At 43.6% G+C, this 21,801-nt stretch carries 27 protein-coding genes and 1 pseudogene; 4 read left to right on the top strand and 24 right to left on the bottom strand.

Annotation, left to right across the window (positions count from 1 at the left end):
* Position 1: 1 nt before the first annotated feature.
* From B3S93_RS14145 to B3S93_RS14105, 9 genes are all read right to left on the bottom strand, one after another.
* A complete protein-coding gene (locus tag B3S93_RS14145) occupies positions 2-1,009 on the bottom strand; it encodes a DUF3150 domain-containing protein (protein ID WP_292749141.1) in 1,008 nt (335 codons plus the stop codon).
* 273 nt (positions 1,010-1,282) lie between these two features.
* A complete protein-coding gene (locus tag B3S93_RS14140) occupies positions 1,283-2,557 on the bottom strand; it encodes a DUF1173 family protein (RefSeq protein WP_292404302.1) in 1,275 nt (424 codons plus the stop codon).
* A 137-nt stretch (positions 2,558-2,694) separates the two neighbouring features.
* Positions 2,695-3,474: a hypothetical protein gene (locus tag B3S93_RS14135; protein WP_292404305.1), complete on the bottom strand. Its 780-nt coding sequence runs from the start codon at positions 3,472-3,474 to the stop codon at positions 2,695-2,697.
* 102 nt (positions 3,475-3,576) lie between these two features.
* Positions 3,577-4,077, bottom strand: coding sequence for a hypothetical protein (locus tag B3S93_RS14130; protein WP_292749138.1), 501 nt, complete (start codon positions 4,075-4,077; stop codon positions 3,577-3,579).
* A 12-nt stretch (positions 4,078-4,089) separates the two neighbouring features.
* Positions 4,090-4,368, bottom strand: a complete 279-nt coding sequence (locus B3S93_RS14125; RefSeq protein WP_292404312.1) for a hypothetical protein — start codon at positions 4,366-4,368, stop codon at positions 4,090-4,092.
* A complete protein-coding gene (locus tag B3S93_RS14120) occupies positions 4,361-5,377 on the bottom strand; it encodes an AAA family ATPase (RefSeq protein WP_292404315.1) in 1,017 nt (338 codons plus the stop codon). Before B3S93_RS14120 ends, B3S93_RS14125 begins: the two co-directional genes overlap by 8 nt.
* An 86-nt stretch (positions 5,378-5,463) precedes the next feature.
* Entirely contained in the window at positions 5,464-5,751 is a 288-nt protein-coding gene (locus B3S93_RS14115) for a hypothetical protein (protein WP_292404317.1), read from the bottom strand.
* Between the two features lie 11 nt (positions 5,752-5,762).
* Complete coding sequence (locus B3S93_RS14110; RefSeq protein ID WP_292404320.1) at positions 5,763-6,614, bottom strand: PD-(D/E)XK nuclease family protein; 852 nt, start codon at positions 6,612-6,614, stop codon at positions 5,763-5,765.
* Positions 6,611-6,886, bottom strand: coding sequence for a hypothetical protein (locus B3S93_RS14105; RefSeq protein WP_292404323.1), 276 nt, complete (start codon positions 6,884-6,886; stop codon positions 6,611-6,613). Before B3S93_RS14105 ends, B3S93_RS14110 begins: the two co-directional genes overlap by 4 nt.
* Before the next feature lie 940 nt (positions 6,887-7,826).
* Here B3S93_RS14105 and B3S93_RS14100 point away from each other — a divergent pair.
* Positions 7,827-9,035: an IS256 family transposase gene (locus tag B3S93_RS14100; protein WP_292404326.1), complete on the top strand. Its 1,209-nt coding sequence runs from the start codon at positions 7,827-7,829 to the stop codon at positions 9,033-9,035.
* Positions 9,036-9,055: 20 nt separating this feature from the next.
* On the opposite strand, the gene B3S93_RS14095 is transcribed toward B3S93_RS14100, so the two are convergent.
* The 9 genes and pseudogenes from B3S93_RS14095 to B3S93_RS14055 form a co-directional block, all read right to left on the bottom strand.
* Positions 9,056-9,658, bottom strand: coding sequence for a hypothetical protein (locus B3S93_RS14095; protein ID WP_292404328.1), 603 nt, complete (start codon positions 9,656-9,658; stop codon positions 9,056-9,058).
* A gap of 213 nt (positions 9,659-9,871) precedes the next feature.
* The gene (locus tag B3S93_RS14090) at positions 9,872-10,663 is read right to left on the bottom strand and encodes a hypothetical protein (protein WP_292404332.1); all 792 of its coding nucleotides are present in this window, start codon (positions 10,661-10,663) and stop codon (positions 9,872-9,874) included.
* 11 nt (positions 10,664-10,674) lie between these two features.
* The gene (ssb, locus tag B3S93_RS14085; RefSeq protein ID WP_349677848.1) at positions 10,675-11,115 is read right to left on the bottom strand and encodes a single-stranded DNA-binding protein; all 441 of its coding nucleotides are present in this window, start codon (positions 11,113-11,115) and stop codon (positions 10,675-10,677) included.
* A 218-nt stretch (positions 11,116-11,333) separates the two neighbouring features.
* Positions 11,334-11,792, bottom strand: coding sequence for a hypothetical protein (locus tag B3S93_RS14080; protein ID WP_292404334.1), 459 nt, complete (start codon positions 11,790-11,792; stop codon positions 11,334-11,336).
* Between the two features lie 41 nt (positions 11,793-11,833).
* Positions 11,834-12,142, bottom strand: a complete 309-nt coding sequence (locus B3S93_RS14075; RefSeq protein WP_292404336.1) for a hypothetical protein — start codon at positions 12,140-12,142, stop codon at positions 11,834-11,836.
* Between the two features lie 872 nt (positions 12,143-13,014).
* The gene (locus tag B3S93_RS14070; RefSeq protein ID WP_292404339.1) at positions 13,015-13,455 is read right to left on the bottom strand and encodes a plastocyanin/azurin family copper-binding protein; all 441 of its coding nucleotides are present in this window, start codon (positions 13,453-13,455) and stop codon (positions 13,015-13,017) included.
* Positions 13,456-14,034: 579 nt separating this feature from the next.
* Positions 14,035-15,299 (bottom strand): annotated as a pseudogene (locus B3S93_RS14065) (transposase).
* A gap of 21 nt (positions 15,300-15,320) precedes the next feature.
* Positions 15,321-15,833: a signal peptidase II gene (gene lspA, locus B3S93_RS14060; protein ID WP_292404342.1), complete on the bottom strand. Its 513-nt coding sequence runs from the start codon at positions 15,831-15,833 to the stop codon at positions 15,321-15,323.
* 3 nt (positions 15,834-15,836) lie between these two features.
* On the bottom strand, positions 15,837-16,733 hold the full coding sequence (locus B3S93_RS14055; RefSeq protein WP_292749129.1) for a cation transporter: 897 nt from the start codon (positions 16,731-16,733) through the stop codon (positions 15,837-15,839).
* A 96-nt stretch (positions 16,734-16,829) separates the two neighbouring features.
* Here B3S93_RS14055 and cadR point away from each other — a divergent pair, with 96 nt between their 5' ends.
* Positions 16,830-17,237 (top strand): Cd(II)/Pb(II)-responsive transcriptional regulator, encoded by a 408-nt coding sequence (gene cadR / locus B3S93_RS14050; protein ID WP_289245072.1) that lies wholly within the window; start codon positions 16,830-16,832, stop codon positions 17,235-17,237.
* A 388-nt stretch (positions 17,238-17,625) separates the two neighbouring features.
* Here cadR and B3S93_RS14045 read toward each other — a convergent pair whose 3' ends face one another.
* Positions 17,626-18,252 (bottom strand): cation transporter, encoded by a 627-nt coding sequence (locus B3S93_RS14045; RefSeq protein WP_292398394.1) that lies wholly within the window; start codon positions 18,250-18,252, stop codon positions 17,626-17,628.
* Between the two features lie 386 nt (positions 18,253-18,638).
* Here B3S93_RS14045 and B3S93_RS14040 point away from each other — a divergent pair, with 386 nt between their 5' ends.
* The gene (locus B3S93_RS14040; protein WP_289245074.1) at positions 18,639-18,887 is read left to right on the top strand and encodes a hypothetical protein; all 249 of its coding nucleotides are present in this window, start codon (positions 18,639-18,641) and stop codon (positions 18,885-18,887) included.
* The gene (locus B3S93_RS14035; protein ID WP_289245075.1) at positions 18,865-18,999 is read left to right on the top strand and encodes a hypothetical protein; all 135 of its coding nucleotides are present in this window, start codon (positions 18,865-18,867) and stop codon (positions 18,997-18,999) included. Before B3S93_RS14040 ends, B3S93_RS14035 begins: the two co-directional genes overlap by 23 nt.
* A gap of 80 nt (positions 19,000-19,079) precedes the next feature.
* On the opposite strand, the gene B3S93_RS14030 is transcribed toward B3S93_RS14035, so the two are convergent.
* From B3S93_RS14030 to B3S93_RS14015, 5 genes are all read right to left on the bottom strand, one after another.
* On the bottom strand, positions 19,080-19,421 hold the full coding sequence (locus tag B3S93_RS14030) for a type II toxin-antitoxin system HicB family antitoxin (RefSeq protein ID WP_289245076.1): 342 nt from the start codon (positions 19,419-19,421) through the stop codon (positions 19,080-19,082).
* On the bottom strand, positions 19,418-19,672 hold the full coding sequence (locus B3S93_RS15645) for a type II toxin-antitoxin system HicA family toxin (RefSeq protein WP_289245077.1): 255 nt from the start codon (positions 19,670-19,672) through the stop codon (positions 19,418-19,420). The genes B3S93_RS14030 and B3S93_RS15645 overlap by 4 nt, the downstream gene beginning before the upstream one ends.
* Before the next feature lie 100 nt (positions 19,673-19,772).
* The gene (locus B3S93_RS14025; RefSeq protein WP_292398389.1) at positions 19,773-20,105 is read right to left on the bottom strand and encodes a hypothetical protein; all 333 of its coding nucleotides are present in this window, start codon (positions 20,103-20,105) and stop codon (positions 19,773-19,775) included.
* A gap of 288 nt (positions 20,106-20,393) precedes the next feature.
* Entirely contained in the window at positions 20,394-20,579 is a 186-nt protein-coding gene (locus B3S93_RS14020) for a hypothetical protein (RefSeq protein WP_289245079.1), read from the bottom strand.
* A complete protein-coding gene (locus tag B3S93_RS14015; RefSeq protein WP_292749124.1) occupies positions 20,576-21,442 on the bottom strand; it encodes a DNA replication terminus site-binding protein in 867 nt (288 codons plus the stop codon). The genes B3S93_RS14020 and B3S93_RS14015 overlap by 4 nt, the downstream gene beginning before the upstream one ends.
* Between the last annotated feature and the right edge of the window lie 359 nt (positions 21,443-21,801).

Genomic DNA, 21,801 nt, shown 5'->3' with positions numbered 1-21,801 from the left:
TTTAGAAGCAAAATGCAGCTGGTTGCGCTACAGGTTTAGGATTAGAGGGGATGGTGACTTCAACTTCTGATTGCTCATCAGTTTGCTCATCAACAACTTCTTCGCTGACAATATCTGTCTGCTCTGAAGCCACTAATGAATCGTCTTCATCTTCCTCAATTGGATCGAACACATCGTTTTGATGTAGTGGTACCTGGTTAATAAAGTCCGTCATTCTTCTGTACGAACCTAACAGGTTTAATAACCCACAAACTGATGAGAGATCGGCACCTTCAATCGGACCGGTTTTTGGCAACGCATCAAGAACATCATTTACGCGCTTGATGAGAACATTCACCTTACTGCTAATGTAGCTCAGTGTTTTGAGCTTATTCAGCATTGTGCGAATGGGTGAAAGCGCTTTTTGACCGGCTCTATCCTTATTTTCATAAGAAGTAGCCCACGCCTCAGCTGCCATTTTTTCGATTTCCGACAACAACTGCCCCAACAAGCCGTTTTGCTCTTGTTGAAGGCCATCGTTCATCAGTGCCCCTTGGCCGCCACTTGTGATTTTGTAAGCTTGAAATTCAAACTTGAATCGATTCTCGATTTCACCGCGACTCATCATGGAATTGCGTAGCCATTGTTCCCATGCAGGATGTTCGGCTATCCATTCAGTGTTGGATTGCTCATAGCTATCCAAATACTCGGTGATTAATGCTTCGTGCTCATCTTTCATGCTCTGCAATCTGGCCAGTAATGATTCACCGGCTTCGATTGAAGTGCCATAAGCACCAAACGCTTTGAGACAGACCTTTTCACATTCCCGATGAATACGTTTCCCAAGGCTGTTAATACGCTTCAGCTTATCAGGATCTGCAATTGCTTTAGTACCGGGGGTGATTAGATCTTCAGGTGGGGTCTTGTCAGGATCGGCATATCGGTTTAGCTCGTCGCGTGTCAGGGTTTTTTTGCCCTGCCAAGTACGGTAATTGATATGAATCCAAACTGTTTGATCTAGTACTTCCATTAGGTTTCTCCTCTTAAAACAGAAAAAACCCGAATTGGAAATACTAGTCCCCGAATGGGAAATAATATTTCCCGTCCGGGTAGTTGAGACTGGCATTTATTGCGCTGGGCCAGTTCCAGTTCTTGCTCATCAAATTAATGACGAGCGAGAAACCTAGTTACGTGAATGTTATTACTACAAGGCTATGAATGCAAGGCAACAGGTTCACACTTTTACTATCTATCGTCATCACGCCATTTGCCATAATTATCAATGCGGTCCCTGCTTGTTAAGCTATACGTTGTTAGTGCGTGTTGCTGGCGGTGTTGGCAAGTCTGGAACACTTTCACCTTGCTTTTCCATATCCCAGATCCAGTATTTGCCATACTTCTCTTTCCATCGCTCTTTAGTTTGGTGACGTTGTTCAATAGCTGTTTCTGAAGCAAACGTCCGGAAGATGGCCATTGGCAATATTGCATTAGGGTTATCCACCAGCAGGTAGTCTGGAAATACAGAATCTCTGGAGCCGTCATAGCGCATTGTTTTAATGAATTTATGCCCTTCCATGACTAGTTTCTCAGTCATCAATCTGTCTTGTTCAAAATACGTTGGGATCATATGAATGTCGGTGATTAGAAAGCCGATATCCTGAATATGCAGAACTTCATCTATATCTCGACTTACTATCATCAACGTGTAGACCAGGCGTGGTTCATGCAGGTCGTTCAGAATTTCCACTGCAGGTCCGTTGTTGAGTTTTTTGAGAACGTGTTGCGAACCCCAATATTTCACAGACTCACTTTGGTGTCGTAGCGTAATGGCTACTGATTTCTCCTGCACCGAGATTTTACGAATTCCACCTATCACCATCATGTATTTAGTGATGGTACTGGTTTTGGTCATGATGCGTTTGAAAGCCTCTTTTCTACGTGAATCAATGGCATCTTTTTGGGATTCGTTAAAATGTTCAGGGATATACAACACATCTGCAACATTAATACGCTTGGTATTGAGTCTTTGTGCGACATCCAAAAGTCGGGTTCTGGCTACTGCCCAAATACGTCGTTTATGAAAGCCGGGATGCCATCGGTTAAGTTCTGCCTCTTCCCACATCAAAGCAAGCAAGCCTGTCAGAGACATGGCTTCAGGTTTAGCAGTAGGTGATTTCGGTCTTGGTGGCACCATTGCGTCGATATCGTTTGCTTCTTTAGGCGATCTATCAACAATCTTATGGGCGAGTGGTGCGAGAATTTTTAATGACAATGTGCCATCATTTTTTGGCTTAATAACATCACTTTCGTAAGTGATCCTGCCGCTGTCTTCCTTTTCCATTTCAAAAGAAGGGCATTCAGGGGAATGTAAAGTGCCAGTACCGGGATTGCGAGCAAGGTAATACCGCGTTCGATGAGCAATATACATCGGTGGTAATTTGTCATTGCACTCACATCTCGGTGTGACATCTTTAGCTTTGAAGGTCGCAAGCACTCGTTGCGCTTCGACTTCATTATCAGCAAGCCAGTCACGGGTATAAGCGGTTTCGTGGTCAAAACGAATTCGGATAGGACTCATAAGAAAGCCTTAGTTGGATTGAATCACTAAGCACTCTATAGGGCTATCTTACTGATTTGAATAAATAACCGGATATTGGTCCAAGCCGGTTATCTATTCCAGACCTCATTAAATAAATACATAGTTGCTAAAAGGTATTAGTGAATCTTGAATTCTTTTATTGTTGGTAAACCATTTTGGAATTCACATGAAAATGTGATGCTTCGCTTACCAAAGAAACATAAGCCATCTACGTGAATGCTTCCATCCTCTTGAAGATGAGCTGATTCGCTATTTAAGTCTGATGCTTTTGGACATTCAGTGCCTGGTTTAGATAATTCAAATTCCTCAGCACAAGCCATATAAGCAAAAAGCATTTCTTTTTGCTGAGATTTTAGCTTCTTGGCATTTTCCTTTCTCTGTCTAGCATTAATCTCGCTATCAGCCAATTCAATTGGTTTTATAACTGCATCGTCTACTCTCGCATAGCCACCGAAGCTATAGCTATCAAAGATACCCTCTACAATTACTTTTTGATCTAAACCTACTTTAAAACGATTAGATTTGGGATAGACATAGAATTTGTGGGAGCCGTATTCAATTTGATCACTGGTATACAAAGTAAATTCATTACCATCAATCGCTTTGACAAAGCCTGTTACCTGAACAGATTTGTCTTTGCATGTGTCTTTATAGAGCTTACCTTTGTAGCCACTACTACCTTTGATGCAGATAGCAATATCTTCTTTTGTTATTTCTTCTTCAACTTCTTCATTAGAAAACAAGAATAAAAGAACAAGAACAACAATAGCCAAAACGAATAGATAGAAAATATAAACGTTGCTATTAGTGGGGGGATACTCCTTTCCACATGCAGGGCATAAATTTCCAGTGGTTTCGGATTGGTGGTCGCAATTCTTACATTTTATTGATGCCATGAATCTATCCTTAGATAAAAATTTGGCGATAGTACCCCATAATTGCTTTAAAGGGCATTACAAACAAAAAAGCCGCTCCCCGAAGGGAACGGCTCAATTGAATTAAAAACAAATAGCTGTCGGCGTACTGACAGCCTCCTGAGATAAAATCTGAACTGGTTTGGCTATTATGCCAATTGCCTGTGCGACTTCTCGAACATAGCTTCTCGGTAGCTCTAATCCCTCAACAAAGTCAGCCGGTAGGCCTCGCTTGCTTGGCATCAAATCCCGATCTGTCTGCCCTTTAGACGCTACGGCTGTAACGATGCCATCGGGTAGCTTTTTCGATAACCCCACCAGCAGCAAAAGCTGTAGTGAGTAATCAATCTTGCCACCACCCATGACTTTCCCTCCTGACATGAAGGTTAATCCGGCATCACTTAGTATTTGCCAGCCTCCTGTTGGTAGCAAGCCATCACATGAAATGATGGCTCCTTTCAGGTTCTCGTCATAATCAGCCGATATCGGCATTTCATTAAAGCCTATGTCAAAGCTGTACACCACGATGTCATCAACCAGTGATTTCAAAGCGGCTTTCACCTCAACTTCGTCCAACTCAGACAAACTCCATGTTTGTTACTCGATGTCCTGAGCTAACGTGACGTTGCCTTTGTCGTCGATACGCGCCTTACCAATCATAGAGTAGCCTTCACTCAATTTTTGGCTTGAACGCTGAATCAGCTCGCTCCTCGCATCCGTTCCAGAGTCTAATTTAAGCACTCTGGTACGAAGCTTGGAGCCGGTCTTACCAAACATAACGGTAAGCTCGTTTCCTGCTGAGACTTTAATGGCCCAGTCTTTTGTCCCTTGACCAGCCGGACTGTCATTTCGGTAGAGATCATACAAATCAGTCATTGAATGATTTACCTCCATTTCCAGTCGCTGCTTGAGCAGAAACACTTGTCCAGGCATCACCGATGTGCATTTCAGCCACTTCGATGATGGCCGCTCGCGTGGGTCGGTCAGCTACGTTAAGTAGAGCCCGGTCCAATGCGTATGCAATAGGTGAATCTTCTATTGCACGGCTAAACCCGTGATAAGCTTTCGTCATATTTCCCCAGCGTAAAAGTGTCCGAGTACTCATGGTCAACGGTATCCGGTTTTCACCTTCGGTGTGCAGATTACGAATGTCATTTGCAACATCAACCATCTTTTCGCACAGTTCGTCGGATAAATCCGGTACCACTGATTTCAGAATGCCTACTTCCACTTCTTTTTCCGGGTAGCCCACAGATACTTTCCAGAAACGATCAACAAATGCCAAATCCTGCTTATTGGCATTACTGTAATCATCACTAGCACCAGCCATGTTCGTATTACCTGTTGCTGCAAAACAAAATGCATCGTCAGCTTTTACGACATGATGACCAGCTGCATCCAGAACCAAAGGACGACCTGCTAATACTTCATACAGTCCAGTTAAGACTGCATCATCTGCTCGATCGATCTCATTGAGCACCAGTATTCCAGGTTCATTTTCTGCACCCATCGCCAGTGGCACTACACCGTACATAAATACAGTGTCACCCCCGACGATTTCAGTACGGCCCATCAGAACGTCGAACTCCATGCCTTCATATATCGTTTTTTCATACATCGGTATATTCAGTAATGCACAGAAGTTCACTAAAGCAGCGGACTTACCCGCACCCGTAGGTCCGAACAAATACATGCCGTCTTTATTGACGCCTGCCAGGTTCATGTTCCACCAGACCATAAGATCTCGAAGAACATCTTTGTCAAAACGATAATTAGCTTCAGCGACTGGAACATACTGTGAACCCGGTTCGTACCCAGTAATAAATTGTCCCTTTGCTGCCTCAATGCCAAATGTTAAACCGATATCGTATTGCATCGTTTTCATGTGCTATCTCCAAATTGAAAATACCACTACCCCCGAAGGGGTGGTGGTATAAAACCACCCCAAGGGGTGAAACGATTTCTAACTATTTACATAGTCAGATACTTTTTAATTGTTTCGCGATTCGCTTCTGGATCTTCGATCCCTATTACCTTGCAACACGTTGCAAAGCTAAAGGGGCGATTATCATCAACGATTGATTCGTCCAACCAAGACATTAATTCTTGCCACTGCTTGCCCCCAGGAACGGAGTCACGCAATAACTTAATGCTTCTGATGTAGAATTTCTCGTGCAGCTCCTCTGCCAGTTCCTGGGTTAGATTCCAGTCATCTGGGTTGAGGGGAAGAAGATCGAAATTCAATGCTAATTGCATCATTTCTCGGCCTCCTATGCTGCTAACTGCAGAGCAACTTTCGCTCTGTCTGGAATATCCAAATCTTCAGTGCATCCCTCACTGCATAACCGGTTAAAGTCACACATTGAACAAGGACTGTTAAAGGCTCCAAGTGGGCTGCGATTAAACCGCCCATTGTTGTAGTCGTTAACAAACCACTGACAGGTCTGAATGTATTCCGAGACTCGATCTGACGGTCTGCGGTCAACGATTTGAGGTGAATGAATAACCGGGTCTTTTTTCTTGTGCAAGCACATGAAACCAACCTGGTCAGCCTGTTCTATCCCTAACGTCGATGCATGACTATCTACGAGCAGCTGATACGCCGTTAATTGATCGGATTGGCGAACATACAAATCATCATAGGCAACACCGGTTGTTTTGATGTCGATAATGATGACTCTGCCAAGCTGATCCATAGCGATTAAATCCAGATAACCCCGTAAACTAACTCTCGGTGCTATCTGAACTGCGAGTTCAACCTGTAATGCAGGTGAACCATCTGGCATGATAAAAACCATCAGCTCAGACTCCTCCCACGCAGCTGGAAACTTCCCAGCCATCGCAGCCCCAATCTCTCTCATCTTTTTTTCCGACTGTGTAGACGAATACTCAAGTGAAATTGATGACTGCTTTTTCCAATGTTTTAGAAAGACATCTTCAATAGAAGAAATCCGATTCCCCAGCGTTACTGCCTTTAAGTAATCCATCACGGTGTCATCCACCGCTTTACCGAAAGCAAGGTTTGCTGAAGTAACCTTTGGTCTTATACCCAACTTGTAGTGGTACCAGACCTGCTTCATGCAAGTCTGACCTTTCTGAACTCGGCTAGGACTGAGAATCATTGCTCACTCCTTTGCCACAAAATCCGCTTCTCTTCGAGGAAAGCATGCGAATATTTTTTAGCTCGTTTTTGTTGGGATCTGCTGAAAAGGTTATAGCCCACGACTTTGCGTGCCTTTTCGAGAATGATTACTAACTTGTCACCAGCCCACAGGGCGCGAGTAACATGGTCGTCCTTCTGATCTACACGGGATAGTTTGAATTCTGCATTAGCACCCGCTTGTTTGATTACATCTTGTAGGACTTCATCACGTCTCAGCGTCTTAAACTTCATTTGTGCCTCCTTGAATTGAAAATCCTTCGGAATGGCACAGACAAAGCTATCCCTACAGGGCAGTTTGTGTGCCCTGAAGGGTGATTGAGTGCTGATTAAACGGTCAGCAAGCCGCTTTCAATCGACAAATAAATGTCGATCAGAAACCTTTGGTCTGGAGGCACGAAAAAAACGTACAGACGTGCAGACACACAAAAGATTTCTGCGTGAAAAATTTACTTCAATCGGATTTGCTCTTTCGAGCTGAGAGTACGGCCAGTGGACGTATCTTATTGAGCTTGGCGGGAGCCAAGAATCGCAGGAAGCGATATTTGGATACGAAAATACCAATTTAACAGATAGGTGTCAACGCCTTGAGTCACGTTGCTCATTATTTAACCAGATGACTTTATTTATGCTTAGACAACACGCTTGAGAGGTTACTGACAGAGTTATCCACAGAAAATGTGAATGAAATATGCCAGATTGGTATGACCATAGTTTGGAGGCCGATTCACAACCGCGAAAAGCTGGTTAAAAACACTTAATGATCCAAAACGATAAATACATTTGAACAGCCCGTTTGTGGCTGATTTTAAATGAGGTATCAATGGATAATAACAATAAACAACAAGCAGGAAATAAACGGTGGTACATCACTATCAAGTTGGTATGGAAACTTTACCAGTACTATCGTGATGTAGGTCTAATAGACTTCTGGATGTCTGGTTCAGACTGAAATGACTGTAAAAAGAAAACCCCTCACCGAAATCGGTAGGGGTTTTAACTTTTTAAGTGGATAAAACTTCTACGCTTTCTGTATTGGTTCACTATAGTTAACTAAATACGTATTACCGATAGTATTGTTTGCAAGTTCCAAATGCAAATGTAGATGGGGCCACATAGGGACTGTAAATAATTCTGTGTAACTGCTTATCATTACCCTAAAGGAGATAAGCAGATGAACAAGAAAGAACTGGAAGCTTTTGCCAAAGAAGCAGCCAAGGGGATCAAAACCCAAAAAGACCTGGCTGAGTTCAGCCAGATGTTAACCAAAGTTACTGTTGAAGCGGCTTTGAATGCCGAACTGGATGAACATCTGGGCTATGAAAAACATGCTCAATCAGACACCAGCAACAGCCGTAATGGTGTCAGTCGTAAGCAACTTCAGACTGAAGATGGTACCTTTGAACTGACCACACCCCGTGACCGTGATGGCAGCTTCGAACCCCAGCTTGTGGGCAAGCATCAACGCCGCTTCACGTCCATGAGCGATAAAATTCTCAGCCTCTATGCCAAGGGCATGACCACCCGGGAAATTGAAGCGACTTTTTTAGAAATGTACGGTGCCGAAGTATCTCCAACACTGATTTCCAAGGTAACTGATGCCGTGATGGACGAAGTTATCGAGTGGCAGTCCCGGCCACTTGATGCGGTCTATCCGATTGTCTATCTGGACTGTATCGTGGTCAAAGTCCGGCAGGACAAACAGGTCATCAACAAATCCATTTTCCTGGCACTGGGCGTCAACCTCGAAGGCCATAAAGACCTGTTAGGCATGTGGATAGCGGAAAACGAAGGTGCCAAGTTCTGGTTGAATGTGCTGACCGAACTACAGAATCGTGGCGTGAAAGATATTCTGATAGCTTGCGTCGATGGTTTGAAAGGTTTTCCCGATGCCATTAATACCGTCTATCCCAACACCCACATTCAACTATGCATCGTTCATATGGTGCGTAACAGCGTCAAGTTTGTGCCCTGGAAGGACTACAAACCTGTGACAGCTGATTTGAAGCAAATTTATCAGTCAGTGACCGAAGAGGAAGCCCTCAAGGCATTGGATGCATTCTCTGAGCGCTGGGACGGCAAATACCCGCAAATCAGCAAAAGCTGGCGTAGCCACTGGCAGAACCTGAACACGCTGTTCGATTATCCCGAGGACATCCGCAAGGCCATTTATACGACTAATGCGATAGAATCGCTCAACAGCGTTATCCGCAAGGCCATCAAGAAACGCAAACTATTTCCCAGTGATGACTCAGCACGTAAAGTGGTTTATCTGGCTATTCTCGGTGCCTCGAAGAAATGGACCATGCCCATAAGAAACTGGAAGGCGGCACTGAACCGCTTTATGATTGAGTTTGAAGACCGGTTAACCGGATTAGTCTGAAAATGGCAGTTACACAGAAATCAGGACAGGCTCGCCACATAATATCTGTCTTTCACTTCCTCATGCCAAGTGCCTGCATATGAATATGTAAATTTACCTGACGTGACATTAAATTGAAATGTTTTACCGAAATAGTTTGTGTAGCAATTGATAGAAGTATGTTTATCGTCTTTCAATGCAGAGCAACCTTGACCAGAGATATATGTTAGATAGTCATCGGGATCATCGATGGGCTGTCGAATAAAGTACGAGCCACTTTCTAGTGTCAAAGTGCCTAAAACTTGCTTATTCATAAATTCTTTTTCAAGTTCATTTCTCTTAAGGAACTCCAATTCTTGGTTCGATAGTTCTTTATGTTGATTTATTGCTTCAGTTGTCGTTGGCTCCAGCATTTGCAGTATCACTTTTTCAGGAATATTTGAAATGTGTACTAAGAAAAACTCCTCATCCGGTTTAAATCTACCCAGATTATGGCCGTTAGCATTATGGTTATAACCGCCTTTTTCCTCTGCAACGCACTTATAGTCGTGCTTAAAGATGCTTTTTGATTGATAGTCTTCTGACAGTGCTGAGGTAGCTATAAAGTAAAGAGCTATGATTGCGAAATTCTTATATTTGAACATTCATCATTCCTTGAGACTATGTAGAAGCAATACCTTATAAACTGTGATTATCCAGTTATATTTTCATATTTACTAGGTTTCACACTTAAACAATCAAATGAATAAGTCTTACTTCCTCTTTATCAACGGTTCATGTATCTAGAATAAAATTCAGTTTTGGGCTTCTTAAAATAAAAAACCCCCACTGATAAAATCAGTAGGGGTTTAATATTTTCAAGTGGGTAAAGGTAAACTTTTTAGATGTAAGAGTGCTTGGCGAAATTCTTCTAAATTATTCACTTTTGGACACTCTACTTTCTTCACCCTGGCCATTGATTCAAGCTGACGCAGTTGCGCGGTTTGGATCTTGTTAGGATCTACTTGCACGCCACGGCTAGTGCTCTTTACTTCCTGCTTTTGAGCAGGTTGTTTGGCCGGTCCCGACTGCTCCGTAGAACTGACGGTCTTAGTCTCGGCAGGTTTAGCAGGTTTTGACTCGCTGCGAGGTGTTTCCACCACAACAGGCTGCATTACCACTGTCTGACTTTGACTTGGCACTTCTTCACTTACAGTATCAAAGGCAAGGCCTTGGGAGTTCATGTCATTGTCTTCATCAGAATCGAAGACATCACCACCAAACCCTAAGCGAGCGAGTAATCGTTGAAAAGCTGCCGTCTCACCCGATTCGTAATCTTTAAGATTCCAAATTGGTTTGATAGCAGAACTCTCCGCGACTACGTTGCCATCTTTGTCCACTAATTGCGACTTGAAGACAACTTTACGCTCTTCCATTAGCTCCTTAAGATGCTGCTCAGGAAGCTTCCCTTGTGCTGCCAGTGCAATGCACAGTTCCTTTCGGCCCTGTGCAAAGTCCAGGTAGTCAGTGGAATGAGCCAACACGCGATAGCCTTTATCTGGACCATATACCGCTAAAAAAGCGGGTACACGGGCAGAGACTTTCACATACTGATTCGTTTCACCGTTTAGATTTTGGATATGAACTACTTTTGAATTAGCTGCAGACATTTTGTGCCTCCTTAATCGCCGTAGTAGCTGTCACCGCTATCGTAATCACTTGGACTATAATCCATATCGTTTTGGCCACCAGCTGGTGGTTGCGGATCTCCTGCAGATGATCCTGCATTAGATTTGCTGTCCAACATGGTCATTTCAGTTCCGACAATTTCTGTGGTGTAATGCTCGTTACCACCTTTATCTTGCCATTTACTAGTCTGAATACGCCCTTCGATATAGACTTGTGCGCCTTTTTTCAGGTACTGCTGTGCAATTTCACCTAACTTATTACGCAGAATCACCCGGTGCCATTCCGTTCTTTCTTGTCGTTCGCCGGTTTGTTTGTCTCTCCAAGACTCAGATGTTGCAATTCTTAGATTGCAGATACTGCCACCTGTTGGTAATGCACGAGATTCCGGATCAACACCCAGACGACCAACTAAAATAACTTTATTGACTGACATAAACTTCTCCTAAAAGGGTTTCCTACACTCCCGTTGAGGGCAGGACTTGAATCACAGTGTTCAACCTTGGTCAAACACCCATGAGAGCAGTAATTAACGCTACTGCTTAACGTTTCAGCCTGAATAACAAGTATTCAGCGCAGAAACCCTTTTCTTAGCTGTACTGATGGCAATATAGCTAAAAAAAGAGTCGCCGCAAGGGCAACTCTTTAGGAATCTCAACCAACCTCTAAAACGTGTGAATAGTCACGGTCGTTTGATGGCTTGTTGCTATCAAATGACACGACGTTTGTATAAGGCATCACATTGATTCGATCATCCATGTGAAAGTGCAATTCATACCGTTTCAACAACACATAAGCGATATAAGCGCTAAGGTTATCTAGCCGATATTCAATCATGCCTTTCATAGAAGATTGGAGTTCGAGCAATGCCTTCAACTTGATGGCTATGCGCGATAAATCTGGACTCGACATATCAGCCGAGAGCAGTGTGCATAGTCCATCCAAGATTTCTGGATGTTGACCGTCTAACCAGATGCAGCTTGGTCGTTTACGGCCATCAATCATTGGCTCTGAGATCTTGATGGTGAAAACCGTTTGCGTATATGGATTTAAGACATCCACACTCCAAATATCTCCCTTAAGTTGATATTGTGTTAAGGGAGTATCCGACATCATAAAACCACCTCGATAAAGAAGTAGTTTTGCAATGGCGTTTACTTGCCAATCATCATCTGCTTTTCTCCCGTGGGAGGAAAAGCCATTCTGAAACCTCTGCCGGCAACACTTTCCAGCATGTTCAGTTTTTCCTGTACTTTGTATGGCATTTCTTGCTGAAGATAGAGTGTTAATACCTTCGCAAATAGCGCCAAGTCATCATTAGCCTTGCCATCGCTTGCCATAAACCAAACTTGAGTTGGTGTATTGTTTTGCTCTGTCAAAAATAGACGACACGGTTCAGCACTTGGCATATCGAATGTCCAAGCATCTTTACGTAAAGTGGGAAAATCTTCGTGATTGCTCATTTGACGCTCCTTTGAAACAAAAAAAAGGGTCAAATGACATTATCCGCCCAGGGCCGATATTCATCTGACCCCGAGGGTGGTGTTGTGAGCAGTGTTGATCACAACGATTGAATGTCGGTTAGTGCCGACGTTCACTTCACAAGCAACATGAAAATTGCTTGAAAAACCTTATGGCAAAATCATCCCGTAGGAAGGCCTTGCGATAAGGCCTAAACTTTCTTAAAAAACTATTGGGAATTACATTTCAAATGTCTGTCCTCCGTGGAAGACAGACTCTTTTGTGATACTTTGAGGAGTATTGATACATCCGTAGACATATCTAATTGAGAGCAGAAAGTTCGTTCTGCTAGCGATTCAATCAGTAATAAATTACTGAAAGGAATGGCTCAAGTTTGTACGAGAGGTTTTTCGTTGTCAAGCTTTTGACTTATTGACCGCCATGGTCTGTGAACACAAACTGGTGTTTACTCTCTTAGTCTTTTTCTATAAAGCCCAATACAGGTATTTTTACCGGTTTAGGAAAGAAAGTTCCCATTTGCCGCAATAAAACGAATCAATCTTTGCCTGTCCGGAGATAGGTAGTTTGACCAGTTGTTCAAGTCTTTTACCCCAAGGTAATAAGATTATAGAACCATTTTTTTGAGAATGGGAAGCATGGTTTTCGGATTAGAAAAATACATACGCATGGAATATGAAAAATCTCCACAGCTTTGTTATGCAGAGGAACATCAGTACAAGTCTAATTACACCAGTCTGATAATGAAAACCTATGATTCCTGCTAGCTATTAAGATACATACAACAGGTTGACATTATGAATCTCTTCTTCAGCATTATTCAACTGTAAATGGTAGGTACCTGTTAGCAATGATTTTACTCACTGGCTTTTTGTGCTTTTCTGACAAGTCGGCCTAATGCACCTTTGGGGTCTGAGTCAATAATCATTTGTAAATTAGTTGGTTCACCAACAATTATTACTCCTCCCATACCTGTGCCCCAGTGTGGATCGCATTTGTATAAATAAACGCCTTCTTCTGTTAATGGATCACTAGTAAAGTTAACTCCCATTTTTGAAGTAAAACCTTTTGCTCCTTTCGGGATATATTCAATTGTACCGTTACTGCTCGTAAATTTTGTATTCACATTGTGAGTAGACATATTTGTCCATGATATTTGATCTCCGGGCTCAACTTTTACTACCAGTGGTTTATAGGCTAGCCCAACAGCTTTTACTTGATGAATTTCGGCCATTACTGCGGCAGAAAATAATACAGAAACGCCAATCAGAGTAGCAATTGTTTTGTTAGGGTTCATAATATACCTCTCAAACTTGATTGAATAAGTACACGGTTATAGGTAGGCATTGACTTAATAGTTCATTTTGTGAAAGGAATTTATCAACAGAGAAATATTCCATTCTCGCCTGATCGGAACGAGAAGGAATCTGATATAAAAGATATATCAGATGAGTTTTATGAGGTTCAATTAATGATTTTAGAGTTTACCTAACTGAAGCCGTGATGATTTTCATATTTACACTAACTAAAGATTTTATAATGGTCAAGCTGTTTACGCATTTTGGATTATGCATCAGCGTTTGATTAAATATTGGGGAATGTGACATATCTCATTTCATTTGCTCTAATAATTTCGAGTATACCAATTTTTAGTTGATTGACTCGAACAACAAGATCAAAGCCAAATGCTTACTAAAGTGGTTTACTTAGCTAAAAACACGGCTATATGGAAATCTACCTCACTTGTCTAGCAATTTCCCACGTGAGTAGCATAGACCTAACTGATGGGAGTCCAAATGAACCAATATTATTTCAACGCTAAATTTTAATATTTAATAAATATTGGGTACACGGATTTTTGGTTGATGGGGAACTCTCACCCCATCAATCTGATTCTACCCTCAGAGAGTTGATAGAATGACCCATATTTGAGTTCATCTGCGTTGTCTCGCAGTCCGTAACCGATGTTTCCTAATAAAACGGAGAGACCTTCAAAGTCGAGTCCTTCTTCTAGTGCTTCGAAGTGTAGAGCATACGTATCCGCATTACCTCGAAAGAGTAACCACGCCCTTCACGGTTCTTGTCCTTGGCCAGGTTGATGGACTCCGTGTAAGCGTTGGTGACGGGCATGTCCGTCTGGAAGTAGGTCATGATCTCTTAGCGCCAGTTTCCCACTGCCCTGCCAGATCACTCCAGACTTCCTTTTGGCTCTTCGGGATGTTGGCAGTCCACTCGTCCAGGGCGGAGGCTTCTGCCCGGAGCCGTGTGATGGCGTACCAAATGCCGTAGAAGCGCTCTTTGTGCTCGTAGGCGGCCAGCAGTTGCGAAAACGCGCCTGTCAAGATCTCCAAGATGAGGCGTTCTCGGTCTGAGACTTCGTGAGCGCGTTTCAGTAGTGTTTTCCGGTCTCCCTTGAGGATTATTTTCTGTGAGGGTTTCAGCTCCTTTTTGAGGCCATTGCATACCTTCTCCAGGGCAACGTTGGTCATGCACACCACATGTAAATTAGCGAGCACCCTGTAGCAGCACTACCTTGAACGCTACCTGGTAGGAATTCCATATGTTCGTACTTACGATCTCGACCTTCTACCGGTGTTTCATCTTCATCAGGTAATTGGTCACCACCCCCTGACGGCGAATGGTCTATATGTCGAGTAGGGTTCTCTCATCGATGTTGGTCAGGATGTAGCGGTAGCGCTTGTTGAGGTACAGCTCGTCGATGCCCAGAATGCGGTCGTCTCGAAGCGGTGCCAATGCTCCAGAAACTCGGAGCGGACGTTGAAGATGGAGCGTACCGTCTTATCGTCAAGCCGGTCTGTGCCGCCAGGAAGGATTCTTTCTCCACGTACTCATGCATCCGTAGCGTTATGCGGAAGCCGTCCACCATCTTTGGTAGCTGGGGACTAAAGGTGATCTTGCAGGCGCGGCAGATGTACCGGCGATGAACCACCCAGGGTGACCGGTTTGCTGTGAAGGGGAATATCACGCTTGACGAACCGCCCGAACTCATATTGCACGGCGCATTCCTCGCAGGCGATAGGATCGGGCTCTTCCACCTGGAAGTGCATTTCATCGTCGGTTGATATAGCCCAGTACATGGTATTGTGGGAGGTGCAGTATGTTGTTGGGCATTTCGGTGATGGTGTTGTATACCTATAGGTGTCAGTCAGATCCATCCGGCTCGGCATTGTTGTTTGTTTTATCACCCAACAAGCTGACGGAAATGAAAAGTAAGGCACCGAGAACAATTACAACATCAGCCAGATTAAAGGCTGGCCAATGCCAAGATCGCCAATAAAAATCAAAGGAATCCACAACGTAACCGCGGAATATCCGGTCAATCAGGTTGCCCGTGGCGCCCCCTAGGATAAGACTGTAAGCGATGGCCTCTTCTTTATTACGATTCGTACAGATCAGTACGATCAGCACGATTGAGACCACCACCGCGATTCCGATAAGAAAGTAGCGCTGCCAGCTTCCATCATTCGCAAAAAGACTGAATGCGGCACCGGTATTCCATACGTGTACCCAGTTAAAGAATGAGGTCACTGAAATAGACTCGCCATATGCCATTGATTGTTGCACCAGCCATTTTACGGCCTGATCAGACGCTGCCAGCAGGCCGGAGATGGACAACAGGGCGTACGGTGACAGATGTTTGCCAAAAATGGACATTGCTTAATCCTTGAGCGCCAGAATGCGTCTAGCACCGTTAAGCACAATTACCCCCGCGATGGTGCCGATAATCAGATCCGGATAATTGGACCCGGTCCACGCGACCAGAGCGCCGGCGGTGATGACGCCCAGGTTGATCACCACGTCGTTGGCCGAAAATATCCAGCTTGCTTTCATGTGCGCCCCGCCCTCTCGATGTTTGGATATCAGCAGCAGACAACTGGTATTGGCAATCAATGCGACGAATGCGATAGCCATCATCACCAACGATTCAGGCTCACTACCGAAAACAAAGCGTCTCACCACTTCTATGAGTACGCCCACAGCCAAGATCAGTTGCAGTACACCAGCAAGATGCGCGGCACGTACCTGCATTTTCACGCTATGTCCAACCGCATAAAGGGCAAGCCCGTACACCGCCGCATCGGCAAAATTATCGAGGGACTCGCCAATCAGACCGGTGGACTGGGCGATTAGACCGGCAGTCATTTCCACCACGAACAGAAGTGCATTGATGCCGAGCAACCAGCGCAAAGCACCGGATTCTTGCTTAGCAGAAGCTGTCGAGAACTCGGCGGCCTTGATGGTCTCCGGAATTGCAGCGACGGTTTCCTGAAGCGAGGCGCCTAACCCCAAGCTCTTCAGTTTCGAGGTGACGGGCTCGACCTCACCGTCATGCACGACCTTCAGCCGGCGGTTCGACAAGTCGAAGGACAGCGCTCGAATCTCCTCAAAGCCGTTCAGGGCTAGGCGAATCATTCGCTCTTCTGATGGACAGTCCATCTTCGGTACGATATAAACACTTACGCTTATCTCCGATGCTTCGGAGGAGGACTGCATATCGGTATCCGCTGCGTACGTTATATCATCGCCACGGGCGCCACCATAGGATTTGCTCATGATTCGACTCACTTGACCAATGTTGTGGTAACATTAAAAACCATAAAGTCACTACAAGGTCAATAGAGTAATTAAAGTCTTTTAGGGAGGAGGTTAATGCGTATTGGTCAGTTGGCGCAGTTGGTAGGGGTCGAAACACAGACGATCCGCTTCTATGAAAAGCAGGGCTTGTTGCCACCGCCGGATCGACAGGAAAACGGTTACCGTATCTATACCGAGAAGCATGGTGAGCGGCTGGCTTTCATCCGTCACTGCAGAATCCTAGGCCTGTCACTGGCAGAGATTCACGAACTACAAAGCTTTCAGGACGATCCTCATCAGCCGTGTAACGCGATCAACGCCTTGCTTGATGATCACATCTCTCATATGCGGTTGCAGATAACTGCTCTCCAAGCGCTTGAAAAACAACTCGTTTCACTGAGAGCGAGTTGTAACAATGACCGTGAAGTTGAGGCGTGTGGGGTTCTTGCTGGAATTAGCGAAGGAAGCTTGCATCACCAGTAAGTTGGAACACCAAACAAATAATCCGATGAGATGTAGGATTGCCTCACTCCTCCCATGCAAAGTTAAGATAAACAATTTAATCCGCTTACCCTAAAATTAAAAATACCGTAGCGGAAGCTTTAAAATCATTTAATCTAGCTCTCTAACATCTTATAAAAATCGGGCATAGAGAAGAAAATTGCAGGGATAAAGTCGATTACCAGAACAATCATTTATAAATCTTTTTACTGACTAATTTATGATGCTGCCTTAAAACATTTTATAATACATCTCTTACCATATCCTTAAATTTGGATATAACTATTGTGTTAAAAAACATTTAACACAAGCATACGAATAAAATAGCGCATCAAATTAATTTCATACATAAACAGCCAATACAGATCTTTTAATTATTTTTCCCACGATGCTTGGTTCCTTGTTCCTCATGAATGTCCATATGGGCATCGCGTAATATATTGATAGCGCCATACAGTGCAATTCCTGCTACTGCGACCCCGACAAGTAAATCGGGTAAATTGGAATCTGTCCATATAACGACAATGCCCGCCAGAATTACCCCGCCATTTGCGACGAAATCATTAATGCTGAAGGTAGTAGCTGCACGAAGATTCACATCCTTACTTTGCATTTTTTTAAGCAAATAAAGTGATAAGAGATTCACGACCGCTGCAACGGCAGCCATTGACATCATCATTGCCCCGGTTGGTTCAGACCCTTCAAAGTAACGACGAATGGCATCCAGCACGACCCCGGCAGAAAAAACTAGCAACAGGAAACCGGAAAAACGTGCTGCCCCGCGTTTCCATGCGCGTGAGCGGCTCAATGCAAGTAGACTTAATCCATAAACAATAGCATCGGAAGTGTTGTCCAGACCATTGGCAATTAAAGCGTTAGAATTACCAACATATCCTGTCACTAAAAATCCCACTGCAATAGCAACATTGAGAATGAGAACAACCCAAAGCGTTCGACGCTTATCAGCTGAGCTGAGATCAAGATTGACATCTGTCATATATGTTCTCCCTTAACCATTAATTAATGAGCTGATTTAGTTAAAACTACTTGACATTGAATCAACGTATTGAAGTTTGAACTTATCAACTGTATTTTTAGAGTATCGTTGAATAGAATCCAATGTTAGCCACAATACGTTTACATTAGATATTATCAATTGCTCGTACTTGTGGTAAAGAAAATAGCCTCTGAAGTTACCCTTACTAAAGCGAAGAGTACTAATTTTCCATGTGAGAGCCGACTAGTCTAGCGAGGATATCATTTTCAATCCGTTGTGCGAATGGAAGCTATTATAATCTTCTAATCAACCAACAAGCTGAGCCATTACCTTTACTGCAGATCGTTACTGTTGCGTCTTGCTCTGCTAACAGTTTGGCGCCGATAGTGAAAGTAATCCATGAAAAGATCGGTATTCATCACAGCTCTATCACAACTATTCAGTGCTTAATCAACAGTCAAAGTATTCTTGATCAGCCACACAAAGATCTGCGCCGAGCTCGCGCCAGCAGCTTAAGTTTGATCCCGACGACAACGGGGTCGGCCACAGCTATCACAGAAATTTTTTCCGGATTTGAAAGGACGTATCAATGGTCATGCTTTACATGTGCCAATGGCAAATGCTTCTTTGACTGACTGCGTATTTGAAGTTGAGCGTACTACTACAGTTGGCGAAATCAATCAGCTTCTGAAGAGGCAGCCCAAGATGAGCTTAAGGATATTCTTGGGCACGAGGAACGTCCGCTAGTCACCATCGATTATAAGATCGACCCGCGCTCATCCATTGTCGTTAACGGCCCTGATCTCGTTAGCGCTACTTCCTCGCATTTAGGCTCTTACCCTTTCATCTAAAACGTCTTCAACTAGCCTGTTTATACTAATCCCTTTTGATTCTGCGGTGATGGCCAGACGCTCATGCAACGATGGAGAAATACGAACGTTAAATCGACCCGAAAACTGTTTTGTGGGCTTGATACCACGTTTTCTGCAAGAATCAAGAAAGATTTGGAGTGATTTCATAGCTTCGAGCTTCAATCCACCCGTGTCGTCGGCATAGAAGTCAGCACCGCCATTAAGGCCAACAAACTCTCCACGAAACATTTCAATTTCCGGATCGTATTTGACCACGGCCTTATAGCCACCGACGTTCATTACATTATATTTGCTCATGGTTTGACCCCCTGGCTTTTTAACCATTCTCGAATACTCGAAACAGCACCCTTATCAGTGTCTGGCCTTGGGTGTGGCCGGTGGAAAACACGCACCTGTCCGAAGAGAAACACCTCAACACGTGATCCTTCACGTTCACTAATTTCAGCACCTAGCTCAACAAAGAGCTTTTCTATATCGGACCATTTAATATTCCCACTAACCGGTCTGGAAAATATTTGGTTCAACGTTATTAAATGCTTTTTCTTCATGTTATGGTATCACTATGTAGTACTACATGTAAGTGGTAAATATACCTATTACATACATTTACTATTAATTAATGTTTGGATCTTGGAGTCTCAGCCTGTTCTATACTTTATAGCAGGCAAGCTCGTTTTTAACGTCATCCAGAATTCCACGATGCATGGCCATGGAAATTGCATCCGGCTTGTTAAATTTGCCCCCGTGCTTGAATATCAAGTCTGCAAGCTCTCGTTCATTCATGGCCATGTATTCATCTAATCGGGCACCTTGTTCAGTTCTGACTTTAATGGCTTCCAGATTAACAGATCTCATAATTAACGATGCCAGGTTGTCGACAAAAATCATTTCATTTATTGCGTCATCGGAAAGGTGGTTGGGGTTCATGAATCGCAGTTCTACCAGCCCTTTAATTTCGCTGTAAAGCACGTATACGTCCATAAACTCGATGTAGTCTTCTGCAAGGATCTTAAGTGCCTCTAGGCGTGCTTTTTGCTAGTTTAACGATGTTTTGTTCGAGCATGTTTAACCTCCCTGTTAGTAGCGTTATGGCTCTGGCCAACGAGAGTATAACTATCTGACAAAGTGATTCCATAATCTGTAGCGTATTTGTAAGTAAATTTTGAAACTCTTTATTTCTTACAGGTTTTTTAGAGTTTTCTTTTGTGTTTATAGCATCTTCATAGCCTTTGTTTTACAGGAATACTAATGGATCAATACCAAACTTAATCAAAGCATCACAATTTTCTGGTTCAGTACCTGATTTGCAAAGTTCAGTATAGTTGTATGGCTAATGTCTTTAAACATTGCAACCTCTAATGTGTCCATACCTGTCACAGACTTAAAAATTGCTGCCACAGTTACAGCACTGTCTATAACAGCCGACGGTAATAGTGTTTTTTGTGCAAAATTCATTTCTTCTTCTTTAGTTTTTCTTCAGGTAAATAACGATGGATATTAAGTATTGGGCAAAGCGGTACATCATCCAATGTAGCATCACTGCGCCGTACACGCAGTCTTTGCTCCCATTTTTTGGGCAGCGGTATGATCACCGGCAAACGTTCACCAGGTTTTGCAGGATAAAACAGGGGTAAATGGGCCGTTGTAACCGGCATTCTTTTTCCATCAATGATGATATTCATTTTTGGCTGAGGGGAAGGCTCGTAAACTCTGGCCAGAATTTCACCTTCTGGCAGTTCCATTAGCAAAGATTGCTCAGATTGCAGCAATTTGAGCTGCTTTTTATCTCGCGTCTTCACAATCTTACGCACAGCGACCGCAACAGCCTCATCACGTGACAATTTATGCGTAGTAGTTGATTGTGACCAGGTAAAACTGATAGATTCTGGTCGTCCATCAAGTACACGAAAGGTTCGCCCCGCCACTTTACGATTAAACCGGCGTAGTCCAACTTTCTCCAGTAGATACTTGCTCAATCGCTGACCCTCGGGAGTTACCCCCTTGTCGGTCTCACGCAAAAACGATGCGAGATTGTCCCGCATATCGTTAATCGCACGTACTTCCGCCAGCATGCCATACGGTACACCCAAGACCGCAGGCATCGACGTTGTGCCGCCAGCATCCATATCGTCCTCTTGGTATTCCAACAATTCGATGTGAGCAGCTACCGTTTCCCGGTCAGCTTTCAGATGTGCCCAGTACGGATATTCAGAATCCCCACGAACAAACTCTGCCACCGCATGCTGTTGGTCTCGTAATGGCAAATACACGTCTTCAAAACGTTCAACGAGCTTCTTTAGCTCTGGCGCCATACTCATAAACTGCCCTGAATATTGAATATTAATAGGCATAATATAACACAACCAAAATTAAACAAGCGTTAACACCTCACCTGAAACATCACTCCTTTTCTTATGTTCTGCCGATGTGATCGTATTACGATTCTTTAAAAACTGTTAAGCCGATTAAAAGGCATATTTGATCTGTGGTGATGAACCCCGCGTAGCGGTAAATAGATTGAATTAAGCAGTAAAAAGGACAAGAAAGAAAAACAAAATAGAAAGATTTTCGCAGCTAGCAAAAAGTGAGCTTTCATGGCGCTGGTCTTGGGTTTGGCTATGGGATTGCGTTACCGTGATTGTGTTATAATATGACAGTCATAAATACATTTTAACGG

The organism is Methylophaga sp. UBA3613 (assembly GCF_002375415.1).
Classification (GTDB): domain Bacteria; phylum Pseudomonadota; class Gammaproteobacteria; order Nitrosococcales; family Methylophagaceae; genus Methylophaga.
Note: the sequence above shows the minus strand (reverse complement) of the source record. Positions and strands in the feature narration are given on the sequence as shown.